Origin of the sequence: Cedecea sp. NFIX57 (assembly GCF_900177785.1) — a bacterium.
Classification (GTDB): domain Bacteria; phylum Pseudomonadota; class Gammaproteobacteria; order Enterobacterales; family Enterobacteriaceae; genus Cedecea; species Cedecea neteri_C.
In genome coordinates this window covers 25,249-42,582 of the sequence record NZ_FXAS01000007.1, presented here as the reverse complement: position 1 = coordinate 42,582, position 17,334 = coordinate 25,249, and the positions used below count along the sequence as shown (strand labels likewise).

Genomic DNA, 17,334 nt, shown 5'->3' with positions numbered 1-17,334 from the left:
ACTTAGGGCCGCTTCGTTAAACTGTAAAGCGTGAAGATGGCTCTCGGGTGAGCCGTTAACAGCAGGATTGATGACGTGGCAAAAACATTATTGCGCAGCGGATGCCTGGATGACTTTCTCGCGCTGGGCGAAAACGGTCAGGCAGTGTTTGATTCCGCGTTTCAAATACGCGAAACATTACGCCTTCGTAAACAGCAGGCCGTCGCCGACGCGCTGGCCATTCCCCAGCCGAACGACGAAGGCGACCGCGTCGACTGGTATGCGCCTCAGGAAGGCAGCGTCACCAGTTGGGCCGCCGCCAGCGACGAAGAGCGTCGCACCGCCCTCCGCTATCTGGATAATTGTTTATCTAACGTGGCCTCGCTCAGCGCCCGCTGCCAGCAGGCGGAGAAAACCTCGATCCGCCTCTTTGGCGCACTGCTGGAAAAAGCCCTGCAGTTCCCTGGCAGCCAGCACGTCTATCTGGTGAACGGCAAGCCGGTGATCACCTTCTGGGGTTTTGTGAATCTTAACCAGGGCGCACGGGACGATGTGCTGGAGTGCCTGCGGGTGGTGGAATCGCGCGAGCCTGAAATCGCGTTTATCCCTGAAGAAGCGATGCCGGAGCCGCTGCCGGTAGAAATTAGCGAGCCCGAAAAACCGCTGCTTGAAGCCCCGATGGCGGTTCAGGTGGATGATGATTCTCCGGTTTATAGCCTTACCGCAGTGAAAAAAACCGCAGCCGAAGAAGAAAAACCAGCCCCGCGCCCGGAACCTGCCGCTGTAGTTGCGAAGCCTCGCCGCCGCTGGCTGCTGCCGGTCGCCGCGGTGATTGCCGTCGCCGTTGCGGCTCCAGTGGGTTATCTGCTGCTTAGCGAGAACCAGACCGCGCCGGTGGCAACCGCCCAGGCCGAAGTCCCGCCTACACCTATTGCGCCAGCCCCCATTCAGGCCGTCGATGTAGCGAAAACTACTTTGCCGCTGACGCCTGCCGAAGTTGTGGTGCCGCCTAAACCTGAGCCAGCGCCGGTTGCCGCGCCAGAAGAAAATCCTGAGCCGATTGCCGTGGCCGCAGACGTGCCGAAGAATGCGTTAATTCTACCGGCAGAAGCCGTGAAAATTGGCTCCACTAAATTCCTCAACGGCACCTGGCGAGCACAGATCGATTTCAGTGACCCGATCACTGGTAAAGCGCCAAGCCTTCGCTACCAGATAGCCAACAACAAAGGCACGGTGCGCCTGGTGCACGGCGACAACATTGTCTGTAAAGCCGAAGTGTTTTCCGGCCTGCATCAGAACGGCGCGCTGATGATTAAAACCCGCGGTAACGCGCGCTGTAGCGACGGCAGCCGCTACCCGATGCCGGAAGTGACCTGTAAAACCGGCAGCAACGGTGCCGCCGTTTGCACCGGCCGCTATGAAGGCGACAAAGTCATACCGATCACCTTCCGAAAAGTGAGTAACTGATCATGCTGGCGACCCTTTTTCACTACAAGCCGAGCGTCACGCTCATCAAAGACAGCGGCATTCAGTTCCTGGACTTTGGCCTTGCGCCGCAGACTAACGCCGCCCACGCCGGGCGCTTTGTACGCCAGACGGCCAACGGCCCGCTGTTACGCCTTGATTACGATGTTGTGCCCGGCAAATTTACCCTGCCGGGCGAAAACGGCACCGCGCCAGAAGTGGTGAAACCCGAAAGCACCATTACGCTTGGCCACTCCCTGCGGGTAATGGATAAAACCTGGCTGCCGCTGCCGTTCCTGCGCTTTAACCCACCGCGTACCTTTGTGGGCGGCCCGGATAACTGGGCTCGCGTGCAGGTGCGTGTTCTGGAAACGCCAGATTCTGCAGGAAATACGGTGCGTATCAGCATCGCGCTGGACAGCAAAATTTACGCGGACGATCATCCCGCCGCCCATCTGGCGCCGACGGAAAATGACGTCCGCAACGGCGCCCGTTTTGCGCTGGCCTGGCACAACCACGAGATCAAAGATTTCCTCGACCAGACCTGGGTGGACGGCTGGCTGCGCGAAACCTTCTCCCAGTTTGCCACCCGCGTGGAAGAGCGCACCGAGCGTGAACTCGCCGCCGCGATGAAAGCCTTTGAATACCAGGCTCACTATCTGAACATTCTGGAACTTATCGGCAACCAGCTCGCCGTCCCGGAAGTGAAGATCGTCACCGCCACGCTGCAATCCCCGCCGATTGACGTAGATCTGGTGCTGGATGTGGGCAACACCCACACCTGCGGCGTGTTGATCGAAGACCACGGCGAGGAGAACGATGGCCTGCGCCAGACCGCCGAGCTGCAGATCCGCTCCCTGAGCGAGCCGCAGCTGATCAACGACGCGATGTTTACCAGCCGCCTTGAGTTCAGCGAGGCAAAATTTGGCAAACAGCATTTCTCCGTTGAAAGCGGGCGCGATGACGCCTTTGTCTGGCCGTCTATTGCCCGCGTGGGCGACGAAGCCCGCCGCATGGCCTGCGCTCGCCTCGGTACAGAAGGCGCCAGCGGGATCTCCAGCCCGCGCCGCTACCTGTGGGACGTCACGCCAGCCAGCCAGGACTGGCGCTTCAGTCAAATGGGTGTGAAAACCCAGCGCGAGCCGCTGGCGACCGCGTTCCCGCTGATGAACCTGATGAACGACGACGGCCAGCCGCTGTACGCCCTGCCGATGGACGAGCGCCTGCCGGTGTTTTCGCCGCAGTACAGCCGCAGCTCGCTGATGACCCTGATGCTGTGCGAGCTGCTCTCCCAGGCGCTGATGCAGATCAACAGCATTGGATCCCGCCAGAGCATGGGGCACCCGACCTCACCTCGCCAGCTGCGCAACCTGATCCTGACTTTACCTTCTGCAATGCCGAAGCCTGAGCGCGAACTGTTCCGCCAGCGGATGCAGGAGGCCGTCGGCCTGGTGTGGAAAGCGATGGACTGGCACCCGACCGACGAAGGCTTCACCCTCGAGCGCGACAAAAAGAAAAGTATCGTGCCGGTGCCAGAAGTGCAGATGGAGTGGGACGAAGCCACCTGCGGCCAGCTGGTCTGGCTGTATAACGAGGCGCTGGTGAATTACGCCGGGCAAACCGGGCGTTTCTTTGAAAGCCTCGCCCGCCCTGACCGCACCCTGACGCCGGACGAACCCGTCGGTAAAACCCTGCGCGTGGCTTCGATTGACATCGGCGGCGGCACAACCGATATGGCCATCACCCAGTATCAACTGGACGACGGTGTGGGCAGCAACGTGAAAATAGCGCCGCGCCTGCTGTTCCGTGAAGGCTTTAAAGTCGCCGGGGACGATATTTTGCTGGACGTGATTCAGCGCTGCGTCCTGCCTGCGTTACAGGCCCACATCCACAAAGCGGGCGTTGCTGACGCACCAGGCCTGATGACCACGCTGTTCGGGGAATCTGGCCGCATGGACACCCGCGCCACGCTGCGCCAGCAAACCGCGCTCCAGCTATTTATTCCGCTTGGCCATGCGGTGCTTTCTTTCTGGGAAGAGAGCGATCCGGAAGCGCCGGATTCGGTGCTGGAAGCGACCTTCGGCGAGCTACTGACCCTGCAGCCAACCCGCAACGTGATCAACTACGTTCAGCAAGCGGTGCAGCACGAGCTGCCTGCCGACGCGCCGCAGTTCGACATCATGAGCGTACCGCTGCAGGCGGAAATTGCCGCGCTGCAGGATGCGCTGCTGGCGGGCCAGTTCACCCTCACCGCGCCGCTGCAGGCGCTGTGCGAGGTGATCAACCATTATTGCTGCGACGTGCTGCTAGTCACCGGTCGCCCGGGCTGTCTGCCGGGCGTGCAGGCGCTGCTGCGCCACCTGCAACCGGTGCCGGTTAACCGCATTGTCTGGCTCGATAACTACCAGACCCACGAGTGGTATCCGTTCAGCCAGCAAGGGCGCATCGGTAACCCGAAATCTACCGCCGCGGTGGGTGCGATGCTGTGCAGCCTGGCGATGGATCTGCGTCTGCCGAGCTTTAACTTTAAAGCCGCCGATATTCAGGCCTATTCCACCGTGCGCTACCTGGGCATGCTGGACGGCAACGACCGGCTGCTGGAAGACAACGTCTGGTATCGGGATATCGATCTCGACAGCCCGCAGGCGAGCCTGGACACCCGAGTCCACTTCCCGCTGCGCGGCAACGCTTGCCTTGGGTTCCGTCAGTTGGATAACGCCCGCTGGCCAGCCACGCCGCTCTACACGCTGGCGATTAACTCTCCGCAGCTGGCGAAATCAATTGCCGGAGACGGCGTGCTGAACGTGCGCCTGAAGCAGACCCGCGAGGCCGAGTCGTTCCACCTTGCCGAGGCCTGGCTGTCGGACGGTAGCAAAGTCCCCCTCGAACAACTGAGTTTTAAACTGAATACCCTCGCCGGCAGCTACAGCGGGGCGACGCATTACTGGATAGACAGCGGGAGCGTATACCAAAAATGAAGCAGCTAACTACCACGCTCAGCCATCTGGTGAACTGGGTTCAGATGACCCGCACTTTTTCGTCGCTGCTCGACAATGAAGCGGACAGCCTGCTTGCGCGCCTCCAACAGCTGAGCGAACGACACCGTCGCATCAGTGCGCTGGAGGATGCTCCGCTGACGCTGGGCATTTATGGTCACGCCCTGGACGGCAAAAATCATCTGCTGAATACCCTGCAGGGCAGCCCGAATGGCCGCATCGATATTCAGCTCGGCGATAAACGCCTGGACTACCTGACGCACATCAATCCTGGACATACGCCAGCGGCGATGGCGGTGCGTTTTAGCGTGCAGCAGCCGCCGGAAGTGGATAATTACCCGCTGCTGCTGACGCTGTTCAGCGAGGCCGAACTGGCGCAGCAGTTTATCAACCGCTATCACGCCTCTGACGCACCCCGTCTGGCAACATCCAGTGCGGTTGCCCTGCGGCTGACTGAACTTGAAGCCCGCCGTCTGTCTGCAGTTGCGCCAGGGTTAACCCGTGAGCAAACGGCCGATCTGCTGTACGGCTACCACCGCCTCCAGCGCCGCCAGCATCACCTGGATGAGCGCCTGGTTTACCGCATGGCCGAGCTTGCACCTTGCCTTTCGACAGAAGATCGCGCCTCGCTGTTCGCCCTGCTGTGGGGCGAAGACAGCGCCCTGACGGAAACCTGGCTGCGGCTGGCGCAGGCTTTGCAGCATTTGGGTAGCGTGGAACAGGTTCTGGCCCCGGCAAGCCTCGTGGTGGACAGCTTCCTGCTGCCTGCCGAAGGTTTTCTGATACCTTCCGGCCCTGAAGAGGCGCCGGAACAGGCGGATGTGATGGTTTGCCCGCTGGTGGGAAATCAGCCGGGTTCGCACCTCAGCCTGCCGCAGAACGACCTCGCGCAACTGTGCGCCGAAGTTATTTTCACCCTCAGCCAGCCAACCGCGCTGAGCAACGTGGATTTACTGGATATCCCGGCGAATCAGCTAAGCTGGTACACCACTCGTCTTCAGCCGGACACGCTGCTGGTGTGTAACGCCGTCAGCGAACGCAGTGAAGTTCAGGCGACAGGGAAAGCGCTGGCGTGGTGGGTAGACAGCACCCAAAGCCCGGGGCACAGCGCGCTGCCGGGCCTGGTCTGGGCCATCACGCCGTTTGATGCCCGTTTTACGCTTGGTGCCAGCCTGGATGACGGCGTTCAGCGCCTGATCGGCAACCCTGGCAAGCGCTGGGGCACGCTGCAGGCGCTCGACAGCAGAAACATGCATCGCCTGCTGGAATGGTTGACTGATGCACTTAATGGCACCCGCCGTGAACAGCGCCTCGCCGCCCTGCGCAACGACCTGGAAGCGCAAACCGTCGCGCTGTTCCAGCGCTTTATTGACGCGCAGCAGGCCACTCCGCAACAGGCTCGCCAGCAGGCAGAAGATCTGGTGCGAGCTCTGCAGGCCCGGGCAACCCAGCACGGTGATTTGCTGGCAAGCCTGGTGCCATCCCGGGATGCGCTGCAGCAGATATGGCTGCAGCACCAACAGCAGCATCAGCCTAAACCGGAAGGCTTTGCGCTGGAGATAGACTTGTTTGCCGACGCGGCCGAGCATGTTGTCCCCCAGACCGAAGGCATCAGCTACGCCCGCGCCGTGCACCAGCTTTGGGTTAACCACCTGCGCCTGCTGGGCCAGCGCCGGGAGGCGGCGCACCAGTTTGGCCTGGACAGCATTCAGCTTCAGGCGCTGTGCGATGTGCTGATCGTCGCCAGCTACCGGCTGGATGTGCCGATGAGGCTGGAACGCAGTATGCAAAACGGCGATTCAGGCCTTGAGTTGGATATTTCCCGCGCCAGCACGGTGCTGGGTGATTTTATTGCCTGGCTGGGCTACGCCAGCGTGCCCGTTTCCGGCCGACCAGCAAGCCGCGTCAATAAAGGACTGGCCGTGTTTGCACCGCCCGCGCAGGCGGATATCAGTCGCCGCCTGACGAAACTGGGCGAGCAGCCCACACGCGGCAACGCCAGCTACGTATACGACTGGCTGGTCGCGCTGTATACGCGTGCAACGGAGAATATCGGCTATCAAAATCCGCTGGATATTAATGAGAAGCAGCGGCAGACGCTGGTGAAGCTGCTAGGGTGAATTGGGTGGCGTCAGCCCCTCACCCCGGCCCTCTCCCGAGAGGGGCGAGGGAGAAAACAACAGGTCAAAACAGCAGGTGATCTATTCCCTCTCCCTTCCAGGGAGAGGGTTAGGGAGAGGATAAGCAGCGACGCCGCCGTTAAAGGCATTCGCAACAAATTCTGGCAGGTGGCAACCCATTAACTTTCCCGCTACAATCCGCCTACCCATTCACTCAACGAATATAAGGAGGATCCCCATGATGTCTTGTGAGCGCTTTAACCGTTCGCATACTTTTGGCGATCGTCTCTGCTCAAGCGTTATCGGTTCCGTGCTGCGATAACTTCGGCTTGAGCGAAGAAACTTACTGAATCCCTTCTCTCGGGCTTACCGGGTTATCGTCAGCGTTATACGACGAGGCGTTTGCACGCCATAACTCTTGAGTAAGCACATATGAGCACTTTATTAACCGCCCAGTCTCTGCACCTCGACACCGCTTTCGGTCCGCTGCTGGAGTCCATCACTTTTACCCTGAAAAAAGGCGACCGTATTGGCCTGATCGGTCATAACGGCTGCGGCAAAAGTACCCTGCTGAAACTGCTGGATGGCACCCTTTCGCCCACCAGCGGCTCGGTGACTCGCGTGGCTAGCTGCCTGATGGCAAGGGTTGAACAGCGCCTGCCGGAAAGCCTTAATGCGATGACCATGCTCGATGCCGTGCTGGCGCAAATTGAGGAAAACCAGCGTGATAGCGAACGCTGGCGGGCAGAAGCTTTGCTGGCAAGCATGGGCTTTAACGAAACGGACTGGCGGCTGACTGCCGGCACGCTGAGCGGCGGGCAGCATACTCGCCTTCTGCTGGCGCGAGCGCTGATTAGCGAGCCAGACTTGCTGCTGCTGGATGAGCCCAGTAACCACCTGGACTTGCCCACGCTGCTTTGGCTGGAACAGTTCCTGCGCAGCTGGAGCGGCAGCTTCGTGCTGGTTTCACACGACCGCAGCCTGCTGGATAACGTCACCAACGGCAGTTGGATTTTGCGCGATTGTTCACTGCATTTCTTTGCTCTGCCGTGTTCTCAGGCACGTAGCGCGCTGGAAGAACGTGACAAGACCGACGCCCACCGCCATCAGGCGGAGCAGAAGGAAATCGACCGCATTACAGCCAGCGCCAAACGGCTGGCGATTTGGGGCCGGGTCTACGACAACGAAGACCTCTCCCGAAAAGCCAAGCAGATGGAGAAGCGCATCGACCGGCTGAAGGACGAACAAACTGAGCTCACGGCGGGCAGCCAGTGGCAGCTTAAGCTGAAAGGCGAAGCGCTGATTGCCGACAGGCTACTGGAGCTGGAGTCGCTGAAGGTTCGGCCCGCGCCAGAGTGTGAGCCGCTGTTTACCCTGCCGTTACAAAGGGTGAAAAGCGGCGACCGCGTGGCGGTTATAGGCCGGAACGGCTGCGGCAAGTCTTCTCTGCTGCGCCTGCTTTGGCAGCAGTACCAGCAGCCGGAACGTGAGGACGCTATTCGCCTGCATCCTCGCGTGCACATGGGGTATTACGACCAGACGCTACACCAGCTTAACGACGGTGACTCTCTGCTGGCGGCACTGGAACCGTTTGCGCCGCTCAGCGAACAGGACAGGAAAATGGCGTTAATCAGCGCCGGATTCCCGTGGCTGCGGCACCAGCAAACCGTCAGTACGCTGAGCGGTGGCGAACGTTCGCGGCTGCTGTTCGTTGGCCTGACGCTGGCCCGCTACTCCCTGCTGATGCTGGATGAGCCGACCAACCACCTGGACATGGAAGGCAAAGAGGCGCTGGCGGAAACGCTGCAAACCTTTGAAGGTGGCGTGCTGCTGGTGACCCACGACCGCGAGCTGATCGCCAAAGGCTGTAACCGCTTCTGGCTGGTGGATAACGGCGTGTTAAGTGAATGGCACGACCTGGACGCGCTGTATGCCCTGCTGACCGCCGAGGAAACCGGGCAGCCGGTGGCCGAAGCCAAACCAGAGCCATCTGTCATTCAAACTCAGCGCTACAGTGAAAGCGATGCGCTGCTGGAACGGCTTATCGAGCTGGAAGAAAAGCTGGCGGAGGACGTGGCGCGTAAGGAAAAGCACCAGAAACCGGCGCTGCAAAAGCAGTGGCGGGCAGAGATTGAGGCGTTAAATAAAAAGTTAGCGATTTAACCGTAAAGCCATCCCTCGGGATGGCTTTTTTATTACGCTCTGCACTGGCAGGTGGCAACCCATTAACTTTCCCGCTACAATCCGCCTACCCATTCACTCAACGAATATAAGGAGGATCCCCATGATGTCTTGTGAGCGCTTTAACCGTTCGCATACTTTTGGCGATCGTCTCTGCTCAAGCGTTATCGGTTCCGTGCTGCGATAACTTCGGCTTGAGCGAAGAAACTTACTGAATCCCTTCTCTCGGGCTTACCGGGTTATCGTCAGCGTTATACGACGAGGCGTTTGCACGCCATAACTCTTGAGTAAGCACATATGAGCACTTTATTAACCGCCCAGTCTCTGCACCTCGACACCGCTTTCGGTCCGCTGCTGGAGTCCATCACTTTTACCCTGAAAAAAGGCGACCGTATTGGCCTGATCGGTCATAACGGCTGCGGCAAAAGTACCCTGCTGAAACTGCTGGATGGCACCCTTTCGCCCACCAGCGGCTCGGTGACTCGCGTGGCTAGCTGCCTGATGGCAAGGGTTGAACAGCACCTGCCGGAAAGCCTTAATGCGATGACCATGCTCGATGCCGTGCTGGCGCAAATTGAGGAAAACCAGCGTGATAGCGAACGCTGGCGGGCAGAAGCTTTGCTGGCAAGCATGGGCTTTAACGAAACGGACTGGCGGCTGACTGCCGGCACGCTGAGCGGCGGGCAGCATACTCGCCTTCTGCTGGCGCGAGCGCTGATTAGCGAGCCAGACTTGCTGCTGCTGGATGAGCCCAGTAACCACCTGGACTTGCCCACGCTGCTTTGGCTGGAACAGTTCCTGCGCAGCTGGAGCGGCAGCTTCGTGCTGGTTTCACACGACCGCAGCCTGCTGGATAACGTCACCAACGGCAGTTGGATTTTGCGCGATTGTTCACTGCATTTCTTTGCTCTGCCGTGTTCTCAGGCACGTAGCGCGCTGGAAGAACGTGACAAGACCGACGCCCACCGCCATCAGGCGGAGCAGAAGGAAATCGACCGCATTACAGCCAGCGCCAAACGGCTGGCGATTTGGGGCCGGGTCTACGACAACGAAGACCTCTCCCGAAAAGCCAAGCAGATGGAGAAGCGCATCGACCGGCTGAAGGACGAACAAACTGAGCTCACGGCGGGCAGCCAGTGGCAGCTTAAGCTGAAAGGCGAAGCGCTGATTGCCGACAGGCTACTGGAGCTGGAGTCGCTGAAGGTTCGGCCCGCGCCAGAGTGTGAGCCGCTGTTTACCCTGCCGTTACAAAGGGTGAAAAGCGGCGACCGCGTGGCGGTTATAGGCCGGAACGGCTGCGGCAAGTCTTCTCTGCTGCGCCTGCTTTGGCAGCAGTACCAGCAGCCGGAACGTGAGGACGCTATTCGCCTGCATCCTCGCGTGCACATGGGGTATTACGACCAGACGCTACACCAGCTTAACGACGGTGACTCTCTGCTGGCGGCACTGGAACCGTTTGCGCCGCTCAGCGAACAGGACAGGAAAATGGCGTTAATCAGCGCCGGATTCCCGTGGCTGCGGCACCAGCAAACCGTCAGTACGCTGAGCGGTGGCGAACGTTCGCGGCTGCTGTTCGTTGGCCTGACGCTGGCCCGCTACTCCCTGCTGATGCTGGATGAGCCGACCAACCACCTGGACATGGAAGGCAAAGAGGCGCTGGCGGAAACGCTGCAAACCTTTGAAGGTGGCGTGCTGCTGGTGACCCACGACCGCGAGCTGATCGCCAAAGGCTGTAACCGCTTCTGGCTGGTGGATAACGGCGTGTTAAGTGAATGGCACGACCTGGACGCGCTGTATGCCCTGCTGACCGCCGAGGAAACCGGGCAGCCGGTGGCCGAAGCCAAACCAGAGCCATCTGTCATTCAAACTCAGCGCTACAGTGAAAGCGATGCGCTGCTGGAACGGCTTATCGAGCTGGAAGAAAAGCTGGCGGAGGACGTGGCGCGTAAGGAAAAGCACCAGAAACCGGCGCTGCAAAAGCAGTGGCGGGCAGAGATTGAGGCGTTAAATAAAAAGTTAGCGATTTAACCGTAAAGCCATCCCTCGGGATGGCTTTTTTATTACGCTCTGCACTGTTCGGCCAGCACTCTCGCCAGCCCGGCGGGGTTTTCCCACGACATAGAGTGCCCGGCGCTCGGTACGATGGCGGTTGTGACTCCGGCCTGCTGGAAAGCGGTAAAATCTTCATCCGGCAGCGAAAGCTCACCAAAAATAAGCGTTTTGGGGATTTTTAGCTGGGCAAAAAGCTGATGCCAGTCCGGCTCGATGCCGCTGACCAGGCAGACTGCTGCGCGCCATACCGCCCTGGGATCGCTATTTTGCAGGCTGCCGGACCACGGATTTGCCTCGTTAGCCGCGATGGCTTTTTGGTAACCATGAGCCACAAATTCGTCTTCTGTCTGCGCGGCAATCATGCGGCTGTACATTCCACCGCCAGCGCGGAAATTGGGCTCCGACACCATCAACCCCGCAATTTTCCCCGGCATGGCGGCGGCGACTTCAATCGCGATACTGCCGCCCATGCTATGGCCGTACAAAAAGAAACGATTTAATCCTAAATGCTCCACCAAATCGGCCACCACATTTGCCTGTTCACGGGTGCTGTAGCCGTATTCCTGCGGCCTTTCGCTGTAGCCGCTGCCGGGTAAATCGATGAGAATACTGCGGCGGGAACTCCAGGCCGGATCGCTGACGACGCGGGGATATTCATAAGAGGAGGCACAGCCGAGGCCGTGAATGAACAGGAGCGGCACACCCCCGCCGGGTAAATCCAGATAGCGCACGCGGCATTGCGCCGTGGCGGAGAAGAAGTTTTGCATCAACATTCCCTTTTCTTACAATAACTGTGTTTATATACAGTATACCGTATTTTCCTGCCACTCCTTTCTCTAAAATGCTCCTGGCCGGCCTGGCTTTAATGGCTTGCTCCCCTGTCGGCTGGCAAAGGAGCAAGGGCAGAGATTATTTCAGGGGTTCGGGCAGCTTAATCACCCAGAAATCGTTCTGTGATTCTGGTTTTTCCAGCGGCTTCAGCTCGATTTTGGTCGCCACTTCCGCACCGTCTTTCAGCAGGTGACCTTTGCCGTCCACCTGATAGTCGTCGGCGTTCGCCAGCACGGCCTGCAGGCCAAAGTCGTTGTCGTTGATCACGGCAATCGTCTGGTTATCAATCAGCGCCATGCCTTCGGCTTTTTCCTGCTGCCAGCCCAGCTTGCGCAGGTCAACAATTTCTTTTTTACTCGCCAGCTTGATGCCGCGCGCCTTCAACTGCTCAGCATCATCAAACTCTGGGGCTTTTTCTTTATCGAACCCGGCCAGGTCTGTGGCGCCATTCAGGTCAACCACGTAGACCAGATTGCGCATTTGCTTGTTTTTGTCGCCGCCTTGCTCAATCAGCAACAGGCGGTGATTATCCAACGCCACAATGTCGCCAATTTTGGCATCTTTGGCTTTTTTATAGACGTCCACGTCGATCGGGTAGCCGTACATTTCGGTTTTACCGGTCGCCGGGTCGAGGCTCACCAGGCGCGTGAACTGCGCGCTGTTTTTGGTTTTGCCGTCAATATCCAGCGTGCTCTGTACCGCCGCAATAATCCGGCCATCCGGCATACGGGTTATGCCTTCGAACCCACGGTTAGGCTGACGCCATTTGACAATATTCGGCAATCCACCCGCCACGCCCTGTTCACCGTGCTCAGCCTGCGGGCCATATTTTTTCAGGATTTTGCCGTCAGCATCGACATGGATAACGAACGGGCCGTACTCATCGCACAACCAGTAACCGCCCTTGCCGTCCGGCGTGATGCCTTCGGTATCCAGCCCGCGTTTGTCGCTCTTCAACTGCTGCAACGCATCGCTCAGGGCAATTTCATTGGTGGCGCCAATCAGCCCTTCCGGCAGCGGCAGCCCGCTAATGGGCCCCTGCGCATCATGCAGCGGCTTCGCGTCGATAGCTTCGGCTTTGCCGTTGCTCACGCGGATGGTCATCAGCAGCGGCGTGAAATCAGGGTTGGCAAAAATCTTGGACTCTTTTTTCCCGGCTTTCGGCGAGTCAGCATTGGGACCACGATCCGTCACGGTGGTAAAAATCAGATCGTCGCCCTGCTTGCCCATAAAGGTCAGGCCCGAACCTACGCCGACCGGTAATCCATGGGGGAAGTTGGCGGCATATTCACCTTTGTAGGCCACGCTGTCCCCCTGCGGGAACGTGACAACGTAACGATCAACCTGCGCATCCGCAGCGTAAACAGCCAGAGGGAAAGCGGTACTGCAAAGTAAGGCAAGTGTTTTTAATTTCATGGTTTTTATACATATCGGTGGTTGAGGTACCGGAGTTATAAAATAGCCAGATGACAGTAAGATTACACTTTGTGCTCTAAATTTCTCGCCCGGTAAATATCCCCTTCGTGCTGCCGATAACCCTACGGTCAGCAGTGTTGAATGCCCTTCAGCGCTGCCTGGGAAAAGAATATTTCACCGACTTAAGGATTTAGTATGTCAGTCAGGCGTTTTTCGATTTTGGTTTTCAGCACGCTGTTGCTTATTTTTCTCGCCAGCACGGCCTCCAACATTTGGTCCCTTACCCGCAGCAACCACGCCCTCAATGACGTCAACAGTGAAATCCGCGTTGTGTTATCCGTGATTGATCCCATTAACCACAGCCGCACCATGCGCGTTCGTGCCATGCAGGCCATTCAGGAGATGGAATCCGGCAACGCCACGCAGGCTAACCAGAGTCTGGTCGGGGCCAAAGAAGCGCTGGATAAAGCCGACACCAGCTTCCAGGCTTACCAGGAGGCGGCCAAACAGCCCGGGGAACAAACGCTCGCCGATGAGTATAAAGCCGCCTGGCTCGCCTACCGCGACGGTGGGCTACAGCCCCTGCTGGACGCTGCCAAAGCCAATGACAAAGTCCGCAGCGCTGAACTGGTCACGGCCACCATCCCGGCGCTCGACCGTGGATTCGAAATCACGCTGGATAAGCTGCTGGCGTTCAGGGAAGAGCACGCGCACCGGCTCAACGACGACGCGCAGGCCGGTTTTCATTCAAGTTTTGTCGCCATTGGTCTGTTTGCCGCGCTGTTTATTGCGATTCTTGCCGCCGCCTTTGTTTTGCTGAAAGTGCGCGTCCTTAAAGAGCTGGATACCGCGAAGGCACACTGCGCTGAAATTGCCAACGGCCTGCTGCATCGTTCCATTGATATCAAATCCAATGATGAAATTGGCCAGATGATGCACAGCCTCGAGCAAATGCGCCTGTCGCTCACTGAAATTATCCACCAGGTGCGCGAGTCCAGCACCACCGTTGGTTATGCGTCAGAAGAAATTGCGGCGGGCAATACCGATTTGTCCGCTCGTACCGAAGAACAGGCGGCATCGCTGGGTGAAACGGCGGCCAGCATGGAACAGCTTACCGTCACGGTTAAACGGACGTCAGAAAGCTCGCATCAGGCCAATACTCTGGCTAACGGTATGCGCGCGGCGGCGAGCGAAGGTCAGCAAATCGTCGACCAGGTCATAGGCTCCATGCGCAATATCGAAACCAGTTCCGGCAAAATCGACAGCATTATCTCCATCATTGAAGACATCGCTTTCCAGACCAATATTCTTGCCCTTAACGCAGCGGTTGAAGCCGCTCGTGCGGGTGAACAAGGCCGAGGTTTTGCGGTGGTCGCAGCCGAGGTGCGCAATCTCGCCCAGCGTTCTTCCGTGGCGGCAAAAGAAATTAAGGAGCTGATTGAGTTGTCCGGCCAGCAGGTCACCAACGGCAGCGAGCTGGTGAACCGCGCTGGGGAAAGCATGAAGCGTATTTCCGCGTCGATTAGCCAGGTCACCACGCTGATGGCCGAGATCGCTGTCTCTACCGGCGAGCAAAGCCGCGGTATTGAGCAGATTAATCAGGCCGTGCTGCAAATGGACGTGGTCACCCAGCAAAATGCCGCGCTGGTTGAGCAGGCTTCCGCTGCCGCGCATTCCCTTAAAGATCAGTCTCACCGGCTCAATGAAGCCGTCTCGGTGTTTAAACTCGCCTGATAACATTGCGGCTACCTCATCGCGCGTTGGGGTAGCCTTTGTTAAGTTTCTGTAGCGATAAAGATTGATCTGCGTCACGGTCTGCCGTTAAATACAGTCTCTTGTTACTAGTCTGTTACTCATCATGATCGTTCGCCCGCCTCAACACTGGTTAGCTCGCCTCTTCGTCTGGCACGGCTCGGTACTGGAAAAAATCTATTCCCGACTGCTGCTGAATCTGCTGCTTTCTATTAGCGTTATTTTCTTCCTGCCGTGGTATGAAACCCTCGGGATCAAGCTCACCATCGCGCCGTTTAGCATTCTCGGCGTGGCGATCGCCATTTTCCTCGGGTTCCGCAACAGCGCCTGCTATGCACGCTTTAACGAAGCGCGATTGCTGTGGGGACAGTTGGCTATCACCTCGCGCTCTTTGCTGCGTGAGGTAAAAACGCTGGCGGGGGATCAGCCTGAGGCGGTGCAGCGGTTTGTGAATTTACAGGTTGCCTTCTGCAACAGCCTGCGCATGACGCTACGTAAAAAGCCGCAGCAGGAAATGCTTAGCCGTTACCTGACCCCGCAGGATCTGGCCTGGGTCAGCGAAAGCCACGCGCCGTGTAACCGCATTTTGATGCTGATGGGAAGCTGGCTGAATCAGCAACGCGAGAATGGTGTGATTTCCGATGTGCTGTGGCGCAGCCTGGACAATCATCTGAACGAACTGTCGGCCGTGTCCGGCGGCTGCGAACGCATTATGTCTACGCCGATGCCCTTCGCCTACAGCCTGATTCAGCACCGCACGGTGTATATCTTCTGCATTATGCTGCCGTTTGCCCTGGTAACCGACCTGCACTACATGACGCCGTTTGTTTCCGTGTTTGTCTCATATACATTTATCTCTCTGGATTCGCTGGCCGAAGAGCTGGAAGATCCGTTTGGTACCGAGGATAACGACCTGCCGCTGGATGCTATTTGCGTGGCCATTGAACGTGATTTACGGGATATGAACGATGAGGCGGAGAAACCGGAGGCGCTGAAGCCTAACCGACATTATCGGCTGAGCTAGTTTGCCCCTCACCCCGGCCCTCTCCCCGGAAGGGAGATGAGGAAAACAGAGATTGCCGTTCTTTTATCCCTTCTCCCCCTTGGGGAGAAGGTTATGATGAGGGGAAAGCTTGTTTACTTCAGCAGGCGAACCTTCACTGACTTACCTTTGATTTTGCCCTGCTGCAGCTGTTTCCAGGCGTGGCGCGCCACGGACTGACGTACCGCAACGTAAACATGGATTGGGTGGACGTCGATTTTGCCGATGTCCGCACCTTCCAGCCCCATATCCCCGGTTAACGCCCCCAGAATATCGCCCGGACGCATTTTGGCTTTCTTGCCGCCGTCGATGCACAGCGTCGCCATTTCTGCTTCCAGTGGCTTCACGGAAATGCCGGACGGCAGCTGCTGCCATTTCAGGGAAAGATTCAGCATTTCTGCCAGCACGCTGGCGCGCTGCGCCTCTTCCGGTGCACAGAAGCTGATAGCCAGCCCGCTTTGCCCGGCCCGTGCGGTACGGCCAATACGATGAACGTGCACTTCCGGGTCCCACGACAGTTCGTAGTTAATGACCATTTCCAGCGCTTTAATATCCAGCCCACGTGCCGCAACGTCCGTTGCCACCAGCACACGGCTGCTGCCGTTGGCGAAGCGCACCAGTGTCTGGTCGCGGTCACGCTGTTCCATGTCGCCGTGCAGCGCCAGGGCACTTTGATGGCGCTCGTTCAGCGCATCGCAAACGGCCTGGCAATCTTTTTTGGTGTTACAGAAAACAACGCAGGACGCTGGCTGATGTTTGCTGAGCAGCGCCAGCAGCAGGCCGATTTTGCCCCCGCGGGAGACTTCATAAAACTGCTGTTCAACGGACGGCAGCTCATCCACGGTATCAATCTCGATAGTCTGCGGGTCGCGCTGAATTCGCCCACTAATTGCGGCAATGGCTGCGGGCCAGGTGGCGGAGAAAAGCAGCGTCTGGCGTTTGGCCGGCGCATGGGCAATCACTTCATCGATGGCGTCGGCAAAGCCCATGTCCAGCATGCGGTCGGCTTCGTCCAGCACCAGCGTTTGCAGCGCATCCAGCTTCACCGTTTCTTTTTTCAGGTGATCCAGCAGACGACCTGGCGTGGCAACGATAATGTGCGGCGCGTGCTGTAACGAGTCGCGCTGCACGCCGAACGGCTGGCCGCCGCACAGAGTCAGAATTTTAATATTTGGCATATAGCGTGCCAGGCGACGCAGCTCTTTAGCGACCTGGTCGGCCAGCTCGCGCGTTGGGCACAGCACCAGCGACTGGGTTAAAAACTGGCTGGCATCAATGTGCTGCAGCAAACCGAGGCCGAAAGCGGCGGTTTTGCCGCTGCCGGTTTTAGCCTGCGCACGGACGTCTTTTCCGGCCAGAATGGCGGGCAAAGCCGCTTCCTGAACGGGCGTCATTTCGTGATACCCCAGTTCGCTAAGGTTGGCGAGTTGTGCTTCAGGTAAAGCGTTCAGTGCGGAAAAAGCGGTCACAATGGTCATCTCTTAATAATAACGGGCAGGCG

The 17,334-nt window shown here is 58.4% G+C and carries 10 protein-coding genes; 7 read left to right on the top strand and 3 right to left on the bottom strand.

Going from position 1 to position 17,334, the window contains the following annotated elements:
* The first annotated feature begins 75 nt into the window (after positions 1–75).
* From B9Y90_RS07505 to B9Y90_RS07485, 5 genes are all read left to right on the top strand, one after another.
* Positions 76–1,446: an SrfA family protein gene (locus B9Y90_RS07505; protein ID WP_085540811.1), complete on the top strand. Its 1,371-nt coding sequence runs from the start codon at positions 76–78 to the stop codon at positions 1,444–1,446.
* A gap of 2 nt (positions 1,447–1,448) precedes the next feature.
* Positions 1,449–4,421 carry a virulence factor SrfB gene (locus B9Y90_RS07500; protein ID WP_085540810.1) on the top strand — a complete coding sequence of 991 codons (2,973 nt, stop codon included), beginning with the start codon at positions 1,449–1,451 and terminating at the stop codon, positions 4,419–4,421.
* Positions 4,418–6,559, top strand: a complete 2,142-nt coding sequence (locus B9Y90_RS07495; RefSeq protein WP_085540809.1) for a virulence factor SrfC family protein — start codon at positions 4,418–4,420, stop codon at positions 6,557–6,559. The genes B9Y90_RS07500 and B9Y90_RS07495 overlap by 4 nt, the downstream gene beginning before the upstream one ends.
* A 432-nt stretch (positions 6,560–6,991) precedes the next feature.
* A complete protein-coding gene (locus B9Y90_RS07490) occupies positions 6,992–8,722 on the top strand; it encodes an ABC-F family ATP-binding cassette domain-containing protein (protein WP_085540808.1) in 1,731 nt (576 codons plus the stop codon).
* A gap of 315 nt (positions 8,723–9,037) precedes the next feature.
* Positions 9,038–10,768 carry an ABC-F family ATP-binding cassette domain-containing protein gene (locus B9Y90_RS07485; protein WP_085540807.1) on the top strand — a complete coding sequence of 577 codons (1,731 nt, stop codon included), beginning with the start codon at positions 9,038–9,040 and terminating at the stop codon, positions 10,766–10,768.
* Between the two features lie 32 nt (positions 10,769–10,800).
* Here B9Y90_RS07485 and B9Y90_RS07480 read toward each other — a convergent pair whose 3' ends face one another.
* Together B9Y90_RS07480 and B9Y90_RS07475 are read right to left on the bottom strand one after the other, a co-directional pair.
* Positions 10,801–11,559 (bottom strand): alpha/beta fold hydrolase, encoded by a 759-nt coding sequence (locus B9Y90_RS07480; protein WP_085540806.1) that lies wholly within the window; start codon positions 11,557–11,559, stop codon positions 10,801–10,803.
* Positions 11,560–11,701: 142 nt separating this feature from the next.
* Positions 11,702–13,039, bottom strand: a complete 1,338-nt coding sequence (locus B9Y90_RS07475; RefSeq protein WP_039293923.1) for an esterase-like activity of phytase family protein — start codon at positions 13,037–13,039, stop codon at positions 11,702–11,704.
* 195 nt (positions 13,040–13,234) lie between these two features.
* Between B9Y90_RS07475 and B9Y90_RS07470 the strand changes: the two genes are divergently transcribed.
* A complete protein-coding gene (locus tag B9Y90_RS07470; protein ID WP_085540805.1) occupies positions 13,235–14,773 on the top strand; it encodes a methyl-accepting chemotaxis protein in 1,539 nt (512 codons plus the stop codon).
* 124 nt (positions 14,774–14,897) lie between these two features.
* Positions 14,898–15,815, top strand: a complete 918-nt coding sequence (locus B9Y90_RS07465) for a bestrophin family protein (RefSeq protein WP_039293928.1) — start codon at positions 14,898–14,900, stop codon at positions 15,813–15,815.
* Positions 15,816–15,928: 113 nt separating this feature from the next.
* On the opposite strand, the gene dbpA is transcribed toward B9Y90_RS07465, so the two are convergent.
* A complete protein-coding gene (gene dbpA, locus B9Y90_RS07460) occupies positions 15,929–17,302 on the bottom strand; it encodes an ATP-dependent RNA helicase DbpA (RefSeq protein WP_039296840.1) in 1,374 nt (457 codons plus the stop codon).
* Between the last annotated feature and the right edge of the window lie 32 nt (positions 17,303–17,334).